Annotated in this window: 14 protein-coding genes; 11 read left to right on the top strand and 3 right to left on the bottom strand. The window is 43.2% G+C overall.

Features of this window, described 5'->3' with window-relative positions:
* The first annotated feature begins 212 nt into the window (after positions 1-212).
* Both HWQ41_RS29340 and HWQ41_RS29335 read left to right on the top strand, forming a co-directional pair.
* Entirely contained in the window at positions 213-713 is a 501-nt protein-coding gene (locus HWQ41_RS29340; protein ID WP_292770867.1) for a cupin domain-containing protein, read from the top strand.
* A gap of 343 nt (positions 714-1,056) precedes the next feature.
* Positions 1,057-1,692 carry a restriction endonuclease subunit R gene (locus HWQ41_RS29335; RefSeq protein WP_292770865.1) on the top strand — a complete coding sequence of 212 codons (636 nt, stop codon included), beginning with the start codon at positions 1,057-1,059 and terminating at the stop codon, positions 1,690-1,692.
* 401 nt (positions 1,693-2,093) lie between these two features.
* Here HWQ41_RS29335 and HWQ41_RS29330 read toward each other — a convergent pair whose 3' ends face one another.
* Together HWQ41_RS29330 and HWQ41_RS29325 are read right to left on the bottom strand one after the other, a co-directional pair.
* Positions 2,094-3,143 (bottom strand): glycerate kinase, encoded by a 1,050-nt coding sequence (locus HWQ41_RS29330; RefSeq protein WP_292770863.1) that lies wholly within the window; start codon positions 3,141-3,143, stop codon positions 2,094-2,096.
* Positions 3,144-3,158: 15 nt separating this feature from the next.
* Positions 3,159-3,491, bottom strand: coding sequence for a DUF565 domain-containing protein (locus tag HWQ41_RS29325; protein WP_292770861.1), 333 nt, complete (start codon positions 3,489-3,491; stop codon positions 3,159-3,161).
* 781 nt (positions 3,492-4,272) lie between these two features.
* Here HWQ41_RS29325 and HWQ41_RS29320 point away from each other — a divergent pair.
* The 3 genes from HWQ41_RS29320 (at position 4,273) to HWQ41_RS29310 (ending at position 8,703) form a co-directional block, all read left to right on the top strand.
* On the top strand, positions 4,273-4,908 hold the full coding sequence (locus tag HWQ41_RS29320) for a hypothetical protein (RefSeq protein WP_292770859.1): 636 nt from the start codon (positions 4,273-4,275) through the stop codon (positions 4,906-4,908).
* 376 nt (positions 4,909-5,284) lie between these two features.
* On the top strand, positions 5,285-6,538 hold the full coding sequence (locus tag HWQ41_RS29315) for a transposase (RefSeq protein WP_292770857.1): 1,254 nt from the start codon (positions 5,285-5,287) through the stop codon (positions 6,536-6,538).
* Between the two features lie 167 nt (positions 6,539-6,705).
* Positions 6,706-8,703, top strand: a complete 1,998-nt coding sequence (locus HWQ41_RS29310; RefSeq protein WP_292770855.1) for a glycosyltransferase family 39 protein — start codon at positions 6,706-6,708, stop codon at positions 8,701-8,703.
* 65 nt (positions 8,704-8,768) lie between these two features.
* Here the strand turns inward: HWQ41_RS29310 and HWQ41_RS29305 are convergent, their stop codons facing one another.
* Positions 8,769-12,005 (bottom strand): ATP-binding protein, encoded by a 3,237-nt coding sequence (locus HWQ41_RS29305; RefSeq protein WP_292770901.1) that lies wholly within the window; start codon positions 12,003-12,005, stop codon positions 8,769-8,771.
* A gap of 434 nt (positions 12,006-12,439) precedes the next feature.
* Between HWQ41_RS29305 and HWQ41_RS29300 the strand changes: the two genes are divergently transcribed.
* The 6 genes from HWQ41_RS29300 to HWQ41_RS29275 form a co-directional block, all read left to right on the top strand.
* Positions 12,440-12,700, top strand: a complete 261-nt coding sequence (locus HWQ41_RS29300; protein WP_292770853.1) for a hypothetical protein — start codon at positions 12,440-12,442, stop codon at positions 12,698-12,700.
* Complete coding sequence (locus tag HWQ41_RS29295; RefSeq protein WP_292770852.1) at positions 12,669-13,250, top strand: KaiA family protein; 582 nt, start codon at positions 12,669-12,671, stop codon at positions 13,248-13,250. Before HWQ41_RS29300 ends, HWQ41_RS29295 begins: the two co-directional genes overlap by 32 nt.
* A gap of 104 nt (positions 13,251-13,354) precedes the next feature.
* Entirely contained in the window at positions 13,355-13,669 is a 315-nt protein-coding gene (gene kaiB / locus HWQ41_RS29290; RefSeq protein WP_292770850.1) for a circadian clock protein KaiB, read from the top strand.
* Between the two features lie 82 nt (positions 13,670-13,751).
* The gene (gene kaiC, locus HWQ41_RS29285) at positions 13,752-15,314 is read left to right on the top strand and encodes a circadian clock protein KaiC (RefSeq protein ID WP_292770848.1); all 1,563 of its coding nucleotides are present in this window, start codon (positions 13,752-13,754) and stop codon (positions 15,312-15,314) included.
* Positions 15,315-15,418: 104 nt separating this feature from the next.
* Entirely contained in the window at positions 15,419-17,608 is a 2,190-nt protein-coding gene (locus tag HWQ41_RS29280) for a TolC family protein (RefSeq protein ID WP_292770846.1), read from the top strand.
* Between the two features lie 403 nt (positions 17,609-18,011).
* The coding region (locus HWQ41_RS29275) for a C1 family peptidase (RefSeq protein WP_292770844.1) at positions 18,012-19,080 on the top strand (1,069 nt) is incomplete at its 3' end.

Genomic DNA, 19,080 nt, shown 5'->3' with positions numbered 1-19,080 from the left:
AAACTACGAAAGTTCTATATTTTACAGCAGTTTTGATTTATTTCAACCACACCTTTCGTAGGGGCACAGTCAACTTAAGCTTCAGCGAATGGAATTTGCGGCTACACATAACAAACTTCTTTTCACGGTTCGGGCGCTCAGTGCGACGCATTGACCGTAGACTCAAACAAGGCAACTTAGGAAATCTTAAAAAAGGGATCAAATTTAACATCATGGAAAATCCAATCAATGATCTTACAAGCGTAAATGCTCAGGACGGCCAGATTCTGTCGGTGGTAGGTGATACCTATCGCCTAGTTATTACCGGTGAACAAACCAACGGGGCTTACGCTGTCATTGATATGCTGGTGCCGCCGCAAGGCGGGCCTGGCCCCCACGCGCACGCCCGCTTTCAAGAAGCTTTTTATGTACTGGAAGGGGAAGTTGAGGTTAAAACTAAATCTCAAACTTATACAGCCCGGAAGGGTTCATTTATCAACATACCCTTGGGTGGGGTGGTGCATTGTTTTAAGAATAAGACGGATACAATAGCACACCTGTTGTGCGTGGTAGTTCCTGCCGGACTAGAGGACTTCTTTAAGGAAATAGGCACGCCCGTGCCAGCCGGCACCTTTCTGCCTCCCCCGGTTATGAGTCCGGAAGATCAGCAACGGTTGCAGGGCATCGCCGAAAAGTACGGTCAGAAAGTATTCCCCCCCGACTATCTCGACTAGCAAACATTGACTTTGACAAAGAGTTTGAGCCTTAACCCAAGCGTATTGCCTTATAAAAGACAGTTTACAGATTTTACTGTAGGTAAATATTTGATTAAGGAACGTAGATTAAATAAAATGGAAAACTTCATCCTGTCTCTAGCTTCCCTCTCCAATATATCGGAGAGGGATTGAGGGTGAGGTAAGCCAGGGACATAAATTGTATATTATTTAATTCTTATTCCTAACTGACAAATCTTTTTCGTTGCAGCCTAACGAAGTTGGTCAGTCAACCTGGGGTTAAGATAGGTTTTATATAAAGAATTTGGATTGGGTTTCACCTTAATCAAGCAAAAATATATATATGACAATTCTCAACGCTCGTAATTTATCCTTAGAAGAAGTTCAGCGTCTATTTGACTTTCAAGAACAATACAGGGACTCATTTTCTAACTACTTATCTCTGGAACCTCTCACGGAAGCAGAACAGCAAGAACTTCTGCAAATTAGTAATGACTTTCGACGCTACCTTACAGCAGGAAAAGTTTCTGAAGGTCAGGTAAAGTTTCTTGCAGTTGCCCCTTTATTAAGATTAGCTGGTTTTTATCGCTATCCTATCGAGATTCTTTTGGAGGAGAATATTGCTGAGATTGAAGTTGAAGATGAAGATATCAAAATTAAAGGAAGATTTGATATTTTAGCTGTTAGTAAAGCTAAACATACAAAACCTCAAACATACTTTTGGGTACTGTTAATTGAATCTAAAAATAGTCAGATTGATATATCAACAGGTTTACCTCAGCTACTCACATACGCTTATAAAAATTTAGATAATCAAAAATCAGTTTGGGGATTAACTACTAATGGGAGAAGTTATCAGTTTGTCTATATCGAACAAGGAAATCCCCCTATTTATTATCTGTTGCCAGAATTAAATTTAATGGAAAGAGAGCGTTCAACTCAGTTGCTACAAGCTCTCAAAGCAATTTGTCAGCTTTAAAAGGGAATTTAACTAGAGCGATCGCTTTTGTATCGCTTCTAAATCTGCGTGAAAACCATAGCTGTTAGAAGATATTTGTTAAGTCTCAATTCATACTAGCCCTGGCGACTAGAAGTCGCGCGCCAGGTGCTTCAAGTCGGCGGAGCCGCCCAACGCACTGGCTTGGCTACACAGACAAAACCTGCCTCCGCAGGTTAAAAACCAATACAGTTCAGTTAAGCATTTCTTTCTTATCTTCCTTTGCGTCCTTTGCGTCCTTCTCTACGAGACGCTACGCGAATGCGGTTCGTTAAATTGACTTTGACAAAAGAGTTTTAGCCTTAACCCAAGCGTATTGGGTTAAAAACCCTTGATTTTTTCTTAGTCCAGGTCGGTGGACTTCGTTTGTGTAGTAGCGAATTCTATTCGCCCAATACTTTTAAAACTTCACCAAAACTATGATCAGGATGAATCTCAATCACTAGAGCAACCACTGTTACATTTTTTACCAACGGCTTGATGAATAATTCCGGGTGAAGCGATCGCCAAAAATAATTGACAAATTGCTCTATCTCTGCATTGTTCATCCCAGATTTACCCGCAGCAATCATCTGCTGTTCCGCCTGTTTGCGCCACTCCAAAGAACAACGGTAATCGGTGGGATATAGCAAAATTAAGCTGTCTAATCGCTCCCACAATGGTAAATAATCGTGAAGGCGATGATTAATATCACGAGCAAATGCTCTATCCTCATTTGTGAGAATTGGCGGCGGTGCAGTATCAAATACATCTGGGTCGATTGGCCGCACACCCACAAACCAACCTTCAAATAGTACAATATCTACACCTGTAACCATTTCTGGAGTCGTGCGATCGCCAGCGCCTTCATAGGCAGATTTATCAAAGCGGGGAACCATAACAGGACTTTGCATCTGACGGATTTGATCTAGTACATTTAAGCCTAAATCTACATCGTGGGTTCCTGGTGGGCCGCGCCAAATCAAGCGGGGATCTTGCTGTGTTAAAACCAAGCGATCGCTATAAGTTTTATATAAGTCATCCAAAGATAAACTCAGAGTCCGGTATCCCAACTGAGCGAGAATCAAGCTGAGAACCTTAGACATTGTGGTTTTACCGGTGCCTTGTCCTCCCAATATTCCCTGAATTAGCGGGCGTTCCAACTGTTGGCGCCCCGATGCTAGTTTGATCGCCAAAGGAAGCCACAAGTCCCACAACACCTGTAACATTTCCTGGGGTTGTACTTGGAGAGTAGTTTGGCAGAATTGGTTAAAAGCTGGGAGGACAGATTTTAGTAAATGCGATCGCCTTTCTATCACTTCATCGACATTTTCCGGCGTAATCCCAAAAGCTTTAGCCCTTAACCGATCTGCCAGCGCTGCTTCTCTGGCTTGGTGCTGCCAAGTTTCCCCTACCACATCCGTTGCCAAAATTTCACCCAGCCACAAATTCATCAATTCCCCATCTCCCTACGATCCCAGCTTAAAGGCTTCGAGAAACAGGCTATAGATGAAACCAACTTTGAGCAGATTTAGTGATTCTACCAAGAGCGATCGCTTGGCAAAAAAGCTCTGACTGTAAAATATCCTGCTGGTAATTTCCGTCAACAGTACTAAAAAACCAGCTGCCACAATATCTAATTCTGCCCGTTGACCAGCTGTAGTGGAAACTGCGTTTCCCAGAAAAAAACCGAACAAAAAACTAATTATTAGCAACGATAGTCGCCGCCAAGGATTTAAAAACCATTGCCTCAAGCGTGTAGCAATGGCATCCAACAAGTTATTCAGACGAGTGTTTTGCATCAGATAGACTTCTGGGGAAAAGTCAAGATATCTTAAAATATGTTAAACAGGATAATGGTTTTAGCCTAAGCTTGTTTGTTAATATTATAGATAGATAGGACTAGTATTTGATTTTTGAAATATACGTAGGAGAGGCAGTGCGTTGCGGAGGTTCCCGACGCTCGATTACTCGCTCTAAGCGAAGCTATGCCGTTGGCGAAGCCTCTCGAAGAGAAGGCTTTACGCTCCGCTATCCGTTGTAGCAACTGGCGTTGTGTTAGCGCCGAGAGTACGGCACCGCAAGCTTGGAATGGTGCCGTACTTTCAGCTAACACACCCTACAAGACTACTGAGGTTTTTTCAAAAACAATTTAGGATTGCTATAGCAATCCGATTTGACTTTGGAAAAAATTTAAATACACGTAGGGTGTGTTATCGCCGAGAGTACGGCATCAAAAGATTCGGAAGGTGCGTTACACTTTGCTAACGCACTCTACGTGTATTTCAAAAATCAAATATTTTTTATCCAAATGAATTGGCTGGCTGGGTATATAATTTTCTTGTTTTTATCCAAGCCTACGGTCAAGATCCGAAGCAATGGGTGTCTGTACCCCTTGTTTATTAAACATCAAGGAAATAATTTCCTCCACATGTTTTCTACTCAAAATGATACTTATAATACATTCGTGCCCCTAATTTAAGGAAAGTCTATATTAAGCTACTTTCTATGATTGCCTTTTAGGATAATAGGCTACTATTTGGTCAAGCCTAGACAAAATATTTATTTCTAATAACTATCAATATGAAATCTTCAGTGTATCGTAACGTCGGTGTTACAGCTTGTTGCTTGGGACTGCTTGTTGCTCTGCTGGGGTGCTTTGGAGTGAGCGTATCCTTTGAGTCCACAAACCCAGATACATCTTCACAACTGCCAACTGAAACTACCCAGTTGGAAAAAACTTCATCTACACCTGTTTCACCTGAAAAAGGTATTTCCGCTAGTCTATCTACTCCAGCAACTACCCCAACCAATCAAGTAGAACATAGCAGTAAAGACAATACTCATCCTGTCTTGGCAGATCGTGATAAATCAGCTAGCAAAGTCAAGGATCAAGGGACTTTGCGGGTGAGCAATCAAACAAATCAGCCTGTGCGGCTGGCTTTACTGGCGCGACAGTCGGTAGCAAAAGGCTCTGGTACTAAACAAACTAACTATGATGTACCGGCACATTGGGATTTTGCTCCCCAAGAGGGTAGTGATAAGGGACTGATTCTATCCCTACCTCAGAATAATTTAAAGCTGGAGAAGGGAGATATTTTAGTTGCTTTTGCAGAAGATGGTTCTCGTCGTTACTGGGGCCCCTATGTTGTCGGCGAAACTCAATTACCTAAGTGGAATTCCCAAAACAGAGAATGGCAACTAGTGCTGAGTCAATAAGTAGTAGTCTGTCAATAAATAATTGATGGATAAATTAAGAGTAGAGACGGCGATTTATCGCGTCTCTCTAACCGTCAAAATGAATTTGACAGACCAGTAGTGCTAAGGGACTGACAACAAATAAATTACTACTACTTCTGGGGTGGGCAACATGAGCGCCTTTGGCTACGGGCCCTTGTGTCGCCCACCCCACAAGAAGTAGTTGAGTATTTTTTTATTTGTCAGTCCCTGAGTGCTGAGTACGGAAGCAATTTTTGTAGGGTGGACATTATTTACCGTTTGCTCAAATTTTTATTTTTACCGGAAAAATGGGTTTAAAGCCTCGCCCTTCTAGGGCGACTTTGTGATATATTACGCTAGATGCAAAGGCGTAATTATGCTGGTATTTGAAGCAAAACTTAAGGGTAGTATTGAACAGTACGAAAAGCTTGATGAAGCCATTCGCACTGCTCGTTTTATTCGTAATTCTTGCCTCCGATACTGGATGGATAACAAAGGGGTTGGAAAGTATGAACTGAGTGCTTATTGCGCTGTTCTGAAGAAAGAATTTCCCTTCGCTAACAATCTCAACTCGATGGCACGACAAGCATCTGCCGAACGGGCTTGGTCGGCTATTGCTCGGTTTTTTGATAACTGTAAAAAGAATATAGCCAAAAAAGCGGAAAACGCGGTCTTGGGGTTTCCCCAAGTGGAGCGATTTTCCAAGACAGGTTTCCCACGCTTTAAGAAGCATCAAACGCACGCTTCTGTGGAATACAAAACCACAGGCTATAAGCTGTCGGAGGATAGACGGACTATTACATTTACCGATGGTTTTAAGTCGGGAAGTTTTAATCTGTGGGCAACCCGCGACTTGCATTTTTATCAGTTGAATCAGATTAAACGAGTTCGGGTTGTTCGTCGCGCTGACGGTTATTACGCTCAGTTTTGTCTTGACGTTGACCGAAAAGAATTGCGAGAGCCAACGGGTCAAACCATCGGGTTGGACGTTGGTTTGACTCACTTCTACACCGATTCTGACGGAAAGACAGTTGAGAATCCCCGACATCTCAGAAAGTCTGAAAAGTCCCTCAAGCGTCTTGGGCGTAAACTCTTCCATTCTCAAAAGGGTTCTAAAAATAGAATCAAGCATCGTAACCGCTTGAGTAGAAAGCACCTCAAAGTAAGTAGGCAGCGTAAAGATTTTGCCGTGAAGTTGGCAAGATGCGTTATCCAGTCTAGCGACTTGGTTGCCTATGAGGATTTGATGGTACGGAACATGGTCAAGAATAGAAAACTGTCTAAGTCTATTTCTGACGCTGCATGGTCGGTTTTTAGAGATTGGTTGGAATATTTCGGCGAGGTGTTTGGTGTAGCGACGGTTGCCGTTCCACCTCACTACACCAGTGCCAATTGTTCTAACTGTGGGGAAGTCGTCAAAAAGTCTTTGAGTACAAGAGTTCACGAATGTCATCATTGCGGGTTTGTGCTGGACAGAGATTGGAATGCTGCTCGGAACATACTTGAGCTTGGACTTCGTACCGTGGGGCACACGGGAACACTTAACGCCTCTGGAGACATCGACCTCTGCATTGGTGGGGAAACTCCCCAATGTAAGCCGAGTCGCGGAAAGAGGAAACCCAAAGAGTGATCTTTGGAATCACCGTGGCTTCAGCCCGGTGAGGATGTCAAATCCCTACCCTACAGTTGATAAGGTGTAGAGTACTGAGTAGAGGAAAATTGTTGAATTTAAAACTCTGAAGAACAAAAGATAGATAACCAACGACTATTGATTAGTGATTGTTGACTATTGACTAAATGACAATGAAATTGAGTGTTAAGCGCACTGTTGATCAGTGGTTCAACAAAATAGAAAAGAATCCAGCCCTTGGTGTAACTGTGTCGATTTTGTGGTTAATGGTGATTGGCTGGATAGCTTTTGGGTGGAATTTGGGCAACACTGGCTTGGTTGATGAGACAGAGCCACTGTTTGCCGAAGCTTCTCGCCAAATGTTAGTCACAGGTGATTGGATAACCCCATTTTTCGATGGTGAGACTCGTTTCGATAAACCTGCTTTAATTTACTGGTGTCAGGCGATCGCTTATGCAATTATTGGGGTGAATGAGTGGGCAGTACGCCTTCCTTCAGCGATCGCAGCCTTAGGCTTAATTTGTTTAGCTTTTTACACCATACATTGGTATTTGGCTAAACAAGATGAATTAGAGCAAGTTTCACGTCCTACTCGCCGCTACTTAATATCTTTTATAGCAGCAGCGCTCATGGCACTCAATGCCGAAACTATTATTTGGGCGAGAACCGGTGTCTCTGATATGCTGCTCACCGGATGTATGGCATCAGCTTTGTTATGTTTCTTTCTAGGGTACGCAGGGAAGGAAGGGAGCAGCGGAGCAGAATTAATAACCAATGACGCCAGTCGCCTCAAGTCGGGAAACCCGCCCACGGCGCTGGCTCCCCAATCCCCAATGCCCCATGCCCTATTCCCCAATAAGTGGTATTTAGCTTTTTATGTGCTGATTGCGGGCGCAATTTTGACTAAAGGGCCAGTGGGAATTGTCTTGCCAGGGCTAATTGTTGCCGCCTTTTTGCTTTACGTGGGGAAAGCGCGGGAGGTGTTCCGGGAAATGCGCCTACTCGTAGGTATACTGATAATTATCGGTTTGTCAGTGCCCTGGTATGCTTTAGTAATTTGGCGCAATGGCTGGAATTACATTAACACCTTTTTTGGTTATCACAACCTGGAACGCTTTACAGAAGTAGTTAATGGCCACTCAGCACCTTGGTATTTTTACTTTTTAGTGGTGCTAGTGGGTTTTGCGCCATACTCAGTGTATTTACCAGCCTCTATCATCAGACTAAAGTTTTGGCAGCGATCGCACTGGCGATCCCTTGAACGTTTTCAGCAGTTTGGTTTATTCGCCTGGTTCTGGTTTGCTATCATCTTTGGCTTTTTCACCATTGCTGTTACCAAACTCCCTAGTTACGTCTTGCCTTTAATGCCAGCAGCGGCGATCCTGGTAGCCCTGTTGTGGAGCGACCTTTTACCAAACACAGAGACAGGGGAACGCAAGGACACCGAAAATCAAGAGGACATGGAGACATGGGGACAGGGCAACACTAGTTCACCGCGTCTTCCCCTTCCTGCGTCTTCTTCCATCCCACCCCCAGTCCTCTGGAGTGGTTGGGTGAATGTAGTGTTTTTATCATTTTTGGCAACAGCACTGTTTAACATAACCCACATATTAGGTACTGATCCAGCTATAAGTAACTTCCACGAACTAATTCAAAAATCTGGTATACCAGTAAAAGCGGGTTTAATTTGGCTGGTTTGTGCTGTTTTGGTTGCGGGTTTCTTACTGAGTCGCCGCTGGAACTACATTATCAGTATTAACTTAGTAGGGTTTGTGGCGTTTTTAATTTTTGTTTTAACGCCTGCTTCGTTTTTTATTGATCGAGAACGTCAATTACCCTTAAGGGAGTTGTCTGCGGTCATCCTAGAAGCAAAACAACCAGATGAAGAATTGATCATGCTTGGCTTCAAAAAGCCTAGTGTGGTATTTTACAGCCACATTCACGTAAATTATTTAGGATTTCCCCAAGAGGCTGTAGAGCATATTAAAAACCAGGCTGCCAAAGGAATAAAACCTCCTTCAGTGCTGCTGTTGGCTGAACAGAAAAAGTTTTTACAAATGGACTTACAGCCAGATGAGTACAAGAATTTATCGACCAAGGGTGCTTATAACTTGGTTCGAGTTCCTTTTAAGAAAAAGAAAAATGAAAAAATAGATATATCATAAATTGTCATTAGTCATTAGTGATTTGTCCTTTGAGAATAACTAATGACCAATGACTAATGACCCTATTAACATTTGTCATTGTAACCGTTGACAGCTAAAGCTTGATTGATCTGGTTTAACAGGTCTTCCATTGATATCGATCGCGGTAATATTTGAGTAGCGATCGCATCAACAACAGTTTCTATCGATTCCAAACCATTCTTTTTTTGCTTGTCAATTTCCTTGTAAGCTACCCCAGGCTGGAAACTGGTTTCTGAACGATTTAATCGCTGATTCAGTACCAAAATTGGTGGTAATTTTTCAGGCGAATCTCCCAATGTTTTCAGTGCTTTTAACAGGTCTTTGTGGATAGCAGATTCTCCTAAACAAATTAGCAGTAAGTCAACGCTTTGGTGGCGAATTTGTTGTAACACTTCTGCCCAACAGGGACTCATCGCCGCTTTGAAGCCTGCTGTTTGTAGATACTGAATTAAAGCTTGGAACCACTCAGACCCCCGTTCAGCAGTTTCACTAGTAATTGAGCAATTTTTTTCAGTCTGATAACCTTTAGCTTGTTTGCGTCTTACTTGGGGAAAATCACGCAGCATTGTCAAATCCACTACCAAGATGTTGGCAGGGCAGCAAATACCAGAAGCAATTTGCAGTACTGATAGTAAGGCATCTGTTTTCTCGGTGCGACTGCTGTTGTCTTTAGCAAATGGTGTTAAGTAAGGAAATACAGATAACTCTGCTATTTTAGAAGCTATTAGGGTAGTTGCAACATCGCAAGTAACCAGTGGTATAGCCGCCAAACGTGGGTGCCCAATTAGTTGTTGCAGATAAATTTGGGCAGTGGTACTTTCGACATCTAGCAAAATGACATCAAACTGCCATACCCGCGCCAAAAGTTCTGCCTGATCTAGGTCATCTACTTCAATTACCCGGTGTTCTCGAAGTGAGGGGTGGGGATTAACCGATTCCAACTGGGGATTCACCAACCTGAGAATTCGCAGTGGGGTTTTAGTTGGGATAATTGTGCTGTTGTCTAACCCTAGCGGCAAAACTGCTTGTGCAGTACATAATTTTTCTAGAACTGGTGCTAAGACCTGATGCTCTACTGGCAAACTTAAGAAACCATCGGCTCGGTTAGCAAATGCTTGCTCCTTTTCGGCTCCCGTCGCGGTCACAATTACAGATATATGACGGGTTGCGGTGTCAGATTTCAGTAAAGTCAGCACATCCCAACCTGATAGTAGGGGTAGCAACGGATTCAAAAATATCGCTATTGGTTGCAAGCGCCGAGCTTTTTCGACTGCTTCTGTCCCCGATCGCGCAATCACTACCCGATATCCTAAACTTTTGAGTTGTTCGGTCAAGTCTTCAATATATCTGGCTACTGCCTCGACTACCAAGACCAACCGCTGCGAACTAGCGGGATAATGCTGTGTGGGGCTAATAACATGCTGACGAGCGACTGTGGGGTTTTGCCGTGTCTGTTGGTGTCGTGTTTCTTCCTCTTCTCTGATTCCCATATCTGGTTCAGAAAAGCCTGTATTCGGGGGACTGGGCGGCAGAAGTAGTGTAAACTGGCTACCTTTTCCTTCACGAGATAAAAAGCTGACATCTCCTCCGTGGAGACGAGCCAAGGCGCGAGTTAATACCAGCCCCAAACCAGTGCCTTCAAATTGGCGGGTAAGGGGATTTTCTAGTTGTTGGAATTTTTGAAAGATTAAGTGTTGCTGGTGTTCAGGAATGCCAATGCCTGTATCCCAAATCGTAAAGGCAATCCACCCTTCCCAACGATTCACCCGCAGCCCAATTTCGCCAGATATTTCGGTGAATTTAAAGGCGTTGGAAAGTAGGTGTACTAGCATCTGGCGTAAGCGCAACTCATCTGCCACCATCTGATCTAAACCTAGTTCAATAGAAAGGCAGAATTCGGGAGCAGATGAACGGGCATTTTGAGTTGGCGAGGCAGGTGTAGCTTTGGTAGTTTGAGTGTGGATAGCTTTAGCCTCCGATAGGGCGCGATCGCACACAGCCCGAATTTTCACCGGAGTCAGCGTCAAATCCATTTGTCCCGTCTCCATGCGGGTCAAATCCAAAATGTCATTAACCACACTCATCAGGTGACGTCCACTTTGATGAATCAGTCCCGCATAACGGGCTTGACGCTCGTTGAGTTCTCCTAACTGCTGATCCACGAGCAAGCGTGATAATCCCAGAACGGCAGTTAGGGGAGTTTTGAGTTCATGACTAATACAAGCTAAAAATTCATCTTTCAACCGATTTAGTTGAATTAAATCGGCATTTTTTGCAGCCAATTCTTTGCAAAGCTGTTGCTGCTCAGTTACATCAGTAGCTAAAACTAACCACAAATCATTGCTGAGTACAACCTCCTCTTCAGCACTCATGACTTTAAACTCAGGACTATCTAAGGGAATTTTGGCAAACTGCCAGATTTGCTCCTGACCATTTTGCACTTCGACAACGCAGGTACAAGTACCCACCTGACTATCTAAATAGCACCGACTGTATACAGCCTCTTCAGATGCTTTTTGCTGAGTCGGTTCTTGTTCACCACCATGCTCATTCTCGCTACCATTGGGATGAACCTTGATTGCTCGTTGGGTGACATATTCTGGTTTTTCGGAGGGTTTAGGGACAAGTATTGCCTCCACCTGTTCCCTAACTCCTTCTGGATCTTTCAAGCCTCCTAATTGCTGCCACCAGGCGGGATTTCGTGCTACCACCTCGCCATTACCCGTTTGCAACATCAAAGGCCAAGGCAGTCTTTCCAGCAAGTGTACCAATGGCTGGTGTCCCAATGACTTGGGTTCATTTGGCCCAGCATCATACTCATGGCGATGCTCACCTGAACTTTGTAACCCAGCCATGCGTTCCTTAGCCAGCGATCGCAACAGACGTGAACTATCCAGCAGTCCCAAATATTGACCATCAGAATCAATCAGCGCCCAATCTAAGGAGGAGTGTTTTTCGCCTTGGGGATAACACAAGTGCAAGCTTAATTGCTCTACACGCTCAGAAGCTGATATTGTCTGTATTGGCTCAATTAGACCTTGACCCCAGGTAGAGAGTGATTCGTGTAAATTTAGATTTTTATCGTCACTATGTGCTAATAATTTTGGGATTAAACGGGCAGAATACAGCAATCCTATAGGGCATTGCTGTTGATTCACTACTACCAAGCGATCGCACTGCTCCTGCTCAAAAATCTCCAACACCACTGCCAGAGAACTTGTTTGAGGGCAGCTAGGTACGGTTGCCTGAAAGTTATAAAGCGGGTAATCTAGCATTAACATAGGGCTTTGGGGGTCATTCTTCCTGTGGAAACCTCCGGCATTTCCATCTGCCAGTTGATGGTTTTTTCGCCTGAAGCCATATCCTCTAAGAAGACTCATATAAGCAACTCTGGTTATTTCAACGCCATTAAAACAACGGGATTTCCCATCACGGACACTTGCTTGCGTCCGAGTGCATTTTTCCAAGAGGCGACGTTTCTCATTTCTACCAACTAGCCTCCCCAGTGTCTTACTGGTATTTAAACTCCTCATCGATAGCGACAGCTAAAACAATTATGGCCCCAAAGATTCGCTTTAGAACCTTGAGGAATTATAATGATTTAGAATGCGACAATCCTTTAAGTTCGTTTAAGTATCTTATCAATGAGTAAAATAAAAAAATCTATCTATTTATATACATACATAGAAGATATGCAAATAATAAATTAGCTACTGTGTCTTGCTATGCCGGCAGATACCTGATCATCAAATACCTACTAAGTTCTACCACTCAGTTGCTGCACTGGGTTATTGAGTGGCTAGCACTATCTGTTAACACAGAGCGTTATTTTGGGGTGGAATCACCAATTTACTGCAAACCCAATATTACCCTAGAAGCGTTAGCCAAACTTATCAGCCCACGTTTCTTGGTTAGGGCGATCAAGGAGATAGATTCAAGAATAGATGTTATTACCGATATTGATTCTGCAACCTGATGTTAACAAATGTTTAGATAATCCAGTTGACTTAGCCAACCAAAAAGGTTTGAGCAGGTGGGTGTGGAAATTCATTGACGCGATTATTGCCCAATTTTGCTACCTAAGAGTTGCTGCAACTACCTCTGGAAAAATCAACTATTTACCAAATTGGCTGCAACCAAATCCAAGTAAGGCATACACTGGCAAATACGTCTATGTATTTGCCAGTCAGACGCAAAAAAGCCAACAGCATTTCCAGGAGATGACTCCAGCAGAAAGGCAAGGATTATTAAGACAGCTTAAATCAGATTACTGCCTGATTCTTATAAATTATTTTACCACAGACAAAACACTCAAAGATAAAATTGATAAATTTATCAATGCTATATTTTATGCTAATATTCCTGTGCCCCAAATCATCGAAATTCACATGGAGATAATTGAAGAATTTTCTCACCAGCTAAAATTAGAAGGAAGAAGCAATGAAACCTTACTTGATTACCGCCTAACTTTGATAGATATCTTGGCTCATCTGTGCGAAGTCTATAGGAGTTCGATTTCTAAATAAATTAAATTTATCGATGTTCAACTTGGAACAAGCTACCGCTGTAAGTGGCTGCCAATGCGCGAACAAATATTGTATTTCTCTGATCATGACTAGCTATTAAGTATATGATTAAAGCCAGAAAAAACTACGTTCTCAAGCTTTACGTAGCAGGGAACACCCCTAATTCAGTCCGGGCATTAAAAACACTCAAAGATATTTTAGAACAGGAGTTTGAAGGTGTTTATGCTTTAAAAGTGATCGATGTACTGAAAAGCCCACAACTGGCGGAAGAAGATAAAATATTGGCGACGCCGACATTATCTAAAATTTTGCCTCCACCCGTTCGCAAAATTATCGGGGATCTTTCAGATAGAGAAAGAGTATTGATTGGATTAGATTTGCTCTATGAAGAACTGAGTGAAGAAGATTTTGAAGAGTAAAATTTTAATCATAAAAAAAATTGAGTACAAACTTTAGTAATAAAAATACCTGGTTTAATAATATCCCTTTTGTTATCAAGCAATGAGTGAAAACGAGCAAGGAAAACCAAAGCAACCACCGATAATTAGGGGTGTAGAAAAAATTCGGACGATGATCGAAGGATTTGACGATATTAGTCATGGTGGTTTCCCAATTGGTAGAACTACCTTGATTAGCGGCACATCCGGCACAGGCAAAACTTTATTCTCTCTTCAGTTTCTCTATAACGGTATCACCTACTTTGATGAAGCAGGAGTATTTGTTACCTTTGAAGAATCACCCAGTGATATTATTAAAAATGCCCATATTTTTGGTTGGAACTTGCCACGCCTAATCGAAGAAGGCAAGTTGTTTATTCTTGATGCATCTCCCGATCCCGAAGGTCAAGATATCATTGGGAACTTTGACCTTTCTGCACTCATTGAGCGCTTGCAATATGCCATCCGCAAATACAAAGCTAAACGAGTTTCAATCGACTCAATAACAGCAGTATTTCAGCAGTATGAAGCGATGGGAGTAGTGCGACGCGAGATTTTTCGCCTGGTAGCACGTCTCAAACTACTAAGTGTCACCACAGTCATTACCACTGAACGTAATGAAGAATATGGGCCCGTTGCCTCTTTCGGAGTGGAAGAATTTGTTTCCGATAATGTCGTAATTGTTCGTAACGTTTTAGAAGGAGAACGCCGCCGCCGCACAATTGAAATTCTGAAGTTGCGCGGCACAACTCATATGAAAGGCGAGTATCCCTTCACGATTACTAATGAAGGAGTTAACATCTTCCCACTGGGAGCAATGCGCTTAACTCAACGGTCTTCTAATGTCAGAGTATCTTCTGGTGTGAAAACCTTAGATGAAATGTGCGGTGGTGGTTTCTTTAAAGATTCAATTATTTTGGCAACAGGAGCCACAGGTACTGGCAAAACCTTGTTAGTCAGTAAGTTTATTCAAGAAGCCTGTCTGAATGGAGAACAGGCAATATTATTTGCTTATGAAGAATCACGCGCCCAACTATCTCGTAATGCTTCCTCTTGGGGAATTGATTTTGAAGAATTAGAACATCAAGGTTTACTCAAAATAATCTGTACCTATCCTGAATCAACTGGTTTAGAAGACCACTTACAAATTATTAAATCAGAAATTGCTGTCTTCAAACCAGCTCGCATCGCCATTGATTCCCTATCAGCACTAGCTAGAGGAGTTAGCAATAATGCATTTCGGCAGTTTGTAATTGGTGTGACGGGTTATGCTAAACAAGAAGAAATTACTGGTTTCTTTACCAACACAACTGAGCAATTTCTGGGAGCGCATTCGATTACTGACTCCCATATTTCCACGATTACCGATACAATTCTGATGTTACAATACGTAGAAATTCGTGGAGAAATGTCGCGAGCAATTAACGTATTCAAAATGAGAGGCTCTTGGCATGATAAGGGCATTCGTGAGTATAATATCACTGCTGACGGTCCCGATATTAAAGATTCTTTCCGAAACTACGAACGGATTATCAGCGGTGCTCCTACTCGCGTTAGTATCGATGAAAAGGCGGAACTTTCTCGCATTGTTAGACGTTTTGAAGACAAACAGAGTTCCGAACCCTGAATTTAGTATCGTAGTATATTCTTTCCTAAATTTAGTATCGTGCTATATTCTGTGGTGAAGAAAGGTTTTCTGCCGCTAGATTGATTTTCGTGTGAGGGGATGCGGTGAAAGGACAGCAATTATTTTATGGCTTCTTACCTGGTTTGACAGCAGCGGTCTTAACAACTCAGCCTGCTTGGGCTGGTACTGTGAAAGTAACAGGGGTACAACTGGCGTCTTCTCCTAGTGTTTTGACTTCTAATTCTGGTCAAGACTTGGTTGTAGACATCAGCAATACGCAACTGCCCGGAGCAGATGTTAGTGTTCCAACCCTAGTACCTGCTTTTGGTTTTACTAAACTTAGTGTGAAGGCTTTAAGTAATAACAGTATTCCAGTGTTCACGGCTGAAAATACTGTTGTGCCAATAAAACAAGTACTTAAGAAAGATGAAGGTAGATTTTTCAGTTTCACACCTACCTCTAATCCTTCCCAACAGCTTGATGTCAGTCTTTCTGCTCAAAGCGACCAAAAAAACAGTAATTCCGACTCGAATGGTCAGAAATTAAAGAGCGTGGTAGTTCCTAACTACACTTCAAAACCTCCTTCTGTCCAAAAAGAAATTTTGTCCCTGTCTTCTTTACAGCAGCCAGTGGTTCAACAGATAAATACTGTTAATCAGTTGCAGACATTTTTACAAGCTTCAGCCACAGGGGCAGGAGCAGCAAAACTGTTGTCAGCGCAGAGGTGTCCACAGGAGTTGGAGAAAAGCAAAACTGATTCCTCGGCTGATTTGCTACTGGCCTCAAGCACCTGCTTACAACAAAATGCGCCTGGGGAACGTGTAGCTCAGAGTAATACTCAGACTCCGGCAGGTTCGGTGCAACCTCAGATTGTGCCGGGAACCGTGACTCCTGCACCAACAGGTTCGGTGCAACCTCAGATTGTGCCAGGAAGCGTAATTCCTGCGCCGTCAGATTCGTTACAAATTCCCGGTAACCTGACTCCTAGCTCAAATCCCCTGCTATTTCCCACCAAACCGGAGGAAGTGAGACTTCAGGGAAATCAGCCGATTACTTTGGCACAGGCTCTGGAGCTAGCACGGCGTAACAATCACGATCTACAGGTGTCGATATTGCAGCTAGAACGCAGTCGCGCTGCTGTACGCCAGGCACAAGCTGCTTTGCTTCCCACTCTTGGTGTTAGTGCTGATATTACTCGCAGTCAGTCTGCTGCTGCCCAACTTCAGGACGAATTATACAGACAGCAAGGTTTAGTCTCTAACACAGGCGCACCTAGTACAGGTTTCAACGGATCTGCACAACTGACATATAACCTTTATACTTCTGGGAATCGGCAAGCTACTATCAGACAGGCTGAGGAACAGGAGCGCTCCGATGAGCTGGCTGTAGAAACTCAGTTTGAGACAATCCGTCTGAATGTTGCCACTGACTACTACAATCTGCAACAAGCAGATGAACAAGTACGTATTGCTCAGTCGGCTGTGCAGAACTCCGAAGCTAGTTTGCGTGATGCCGAAGCTTTAGAGCGGGCTGGGGTTGGTACGCGGTTTGATGTGTTGCGATCGCAGGTGAATTTAGCAAATGCCCAACAAGATTTGACTAATGCTAGATCCCAACAGGCAATTGCCCGTCGTCAATTAGCAACTCGGATCAGTTTGGCGCAGACGATAAATATCAGTGCAGCCGATCCTGTACAATTAGCTGGTCTTTGGAACCCAACATTAGAACAAACTATTTTGTTGGCTTTTCAAAACCGTTCGGAATTGCAACAGCAATTGGCGCAACGTAACATTAGCGAACAACAGCGACGGCAAGCACTTTCAGCTTTAGGCCCTCAAGTTAGTTTGGTAGCCAGCTACAGCCTACTAGATCAGTTCAATGATAGTGTCAGCGTGACTGATGGTTATGCAGTCGGAGTTAGGGCAAGCCTGAATTTGTATGATGGGGGAGCAGCAAGAGCACAGGCAGCTCAAGCAACAGCTAATATTGCGATCGCAGAAACTCAATTTGCTGAACAGCGCAACCAAATTCGCTTTCAGGTAGAACAAGCCTATTCTACCCAGCAATCTAATTTGACCAATGTTCAAACCGCTAATACTGCTTTAGAACAAGCTAGGGAAGCTCTACGTTTAGCGCGTTTGCGATTCCAAGCTGGTGTAGGCACTCAAACTGATGTCATTAACTCTGAAAACGACCTCACAATAGCTGAAGGTAATCGGGTAACAGCAATTTTGAATTACAACCGTGCTTTAGCTCAGTTACAACGGTCTGTTACCCTCAGGGCACTACGCTAGTTAGCCGAAACTCAACCGTCAATACTTTTGACTGCTGTTGTGTTTTTTAATACACTTTGCACCTATCATCAGGGCATCACACAGTCCAGTAGTATTTTTTATGAAAAACTCCAAGAAGCCTCATTATTCAGTGTAATTACTGATAAATGAGGCTTTGTTGGTAATAAAAGCTATATTGAAACAAGTCTTGGCGCTAATTGTATAAATTGAAAACAGTTCCGTGGGCTAACAAGTAGAGACGTAGCATTGCAACGTCTCTTATTAGGTCATTGGTGGTGCAAATGATCTTATCTAAACGGTATTGAGATAAAAGCAGCTTATCTTCAGGTAAAGTCTCGCCCCCGGAAACTGTCTGAGTCAACACAGCGCTTCTACCGTGTGTAGTTCTAAGGGATATTATTATATGTCAATTTCCGATGTGCTTCGTACAGCCTCGTTCTTCCGCGATTCCAGAGGCAAACAGTTAAAAGTCGGCGGTTATCGACCAGATCCTATTGATCGAAGAGATAAAAAATACAGTGCTGGACGTTATCAACCACAACAGTTACCGCCAATGGTCGATTTACGTCCCCACATGACAAAAGTGGAACAGCAGGGAGAATTGAACAGTTGTACAGCGAACGCGATGGCGGGAGCTTACGAGTATCTGGCAATGCGTCAATTTGGCTCGGCAGAGTGTGTGAGTCGCTTGTTTATTTATTACAATGCCAGATTGTCTGATGGAACCGTTGAGCAGGACGAAGGAACTTATTTACGCACCTGTATTAAGGTACTGCGAAGATACGGTGCTTGTATAGAGAAAACTTGGCCTTATAGTCAAAATAAGGTGTTTGAAAAACCCCACGAACAAGCTTATGAGGAAGCAGAAAGCTTCTTGATCGATGAGGCTGAACGAATTGACTTGGATTTGTACGCAATGCGCCACTGTTTAGCGGAAGGTTATCCCTTTGCCTTTGGTTTGCAGCTTTTCAGTTCCTTTGAGCAATCTAAAGATACTGGACGAGTACCAATACCAAATTCAAGCACCGAGAAACTTTGTGGCGGACACGCAATGCTGTGTGTGGGATATTCTGATCAAGACCGCATGTTTTTGGTTCGTAACTCTTGGGGGCCAAATTGGGGAGACAAAGGCTACTGTTATATTCCCTACGATTACATTACCAATTCTGAGTTAAACGGTGATTGCTGGACTATTAAAAGTGTAACTGACCTTGACTTAAGTCAGGATGTATGGTGCGATGAAGGCTCCTTCTTTGATATGGTTGTCTCTCGGGCTGTTAGTCAACTACGGTTTGCACAGGACGAGGATGAAGATGCATCCGAGGACGAGGATGAAGATGAATCTGAGGACGAGGATGAAGATGAATCTGAGGACGGGGATGAAGATGAATCTGAGGACGGGGATGAAGATGAATCTGAGGACGAGGATGAAGATGAATCTGAGGACGAGGATGAAGATGAATCTGAGGACG

The organism is Nostoc sp. NOS(2021), assembly GCF_017115025.1.
Taxonomy (GTDB): domain Bacteria; phylum Cyanobacteriota; class Cyanobacteriia; order Cyanobacteriales; family Nostocaceae; genus Nostoc.
Note: the sequence above shows the minus strand (reverse complement) of the source record. Positions and strands in the feature narration are given on the sequence as shown.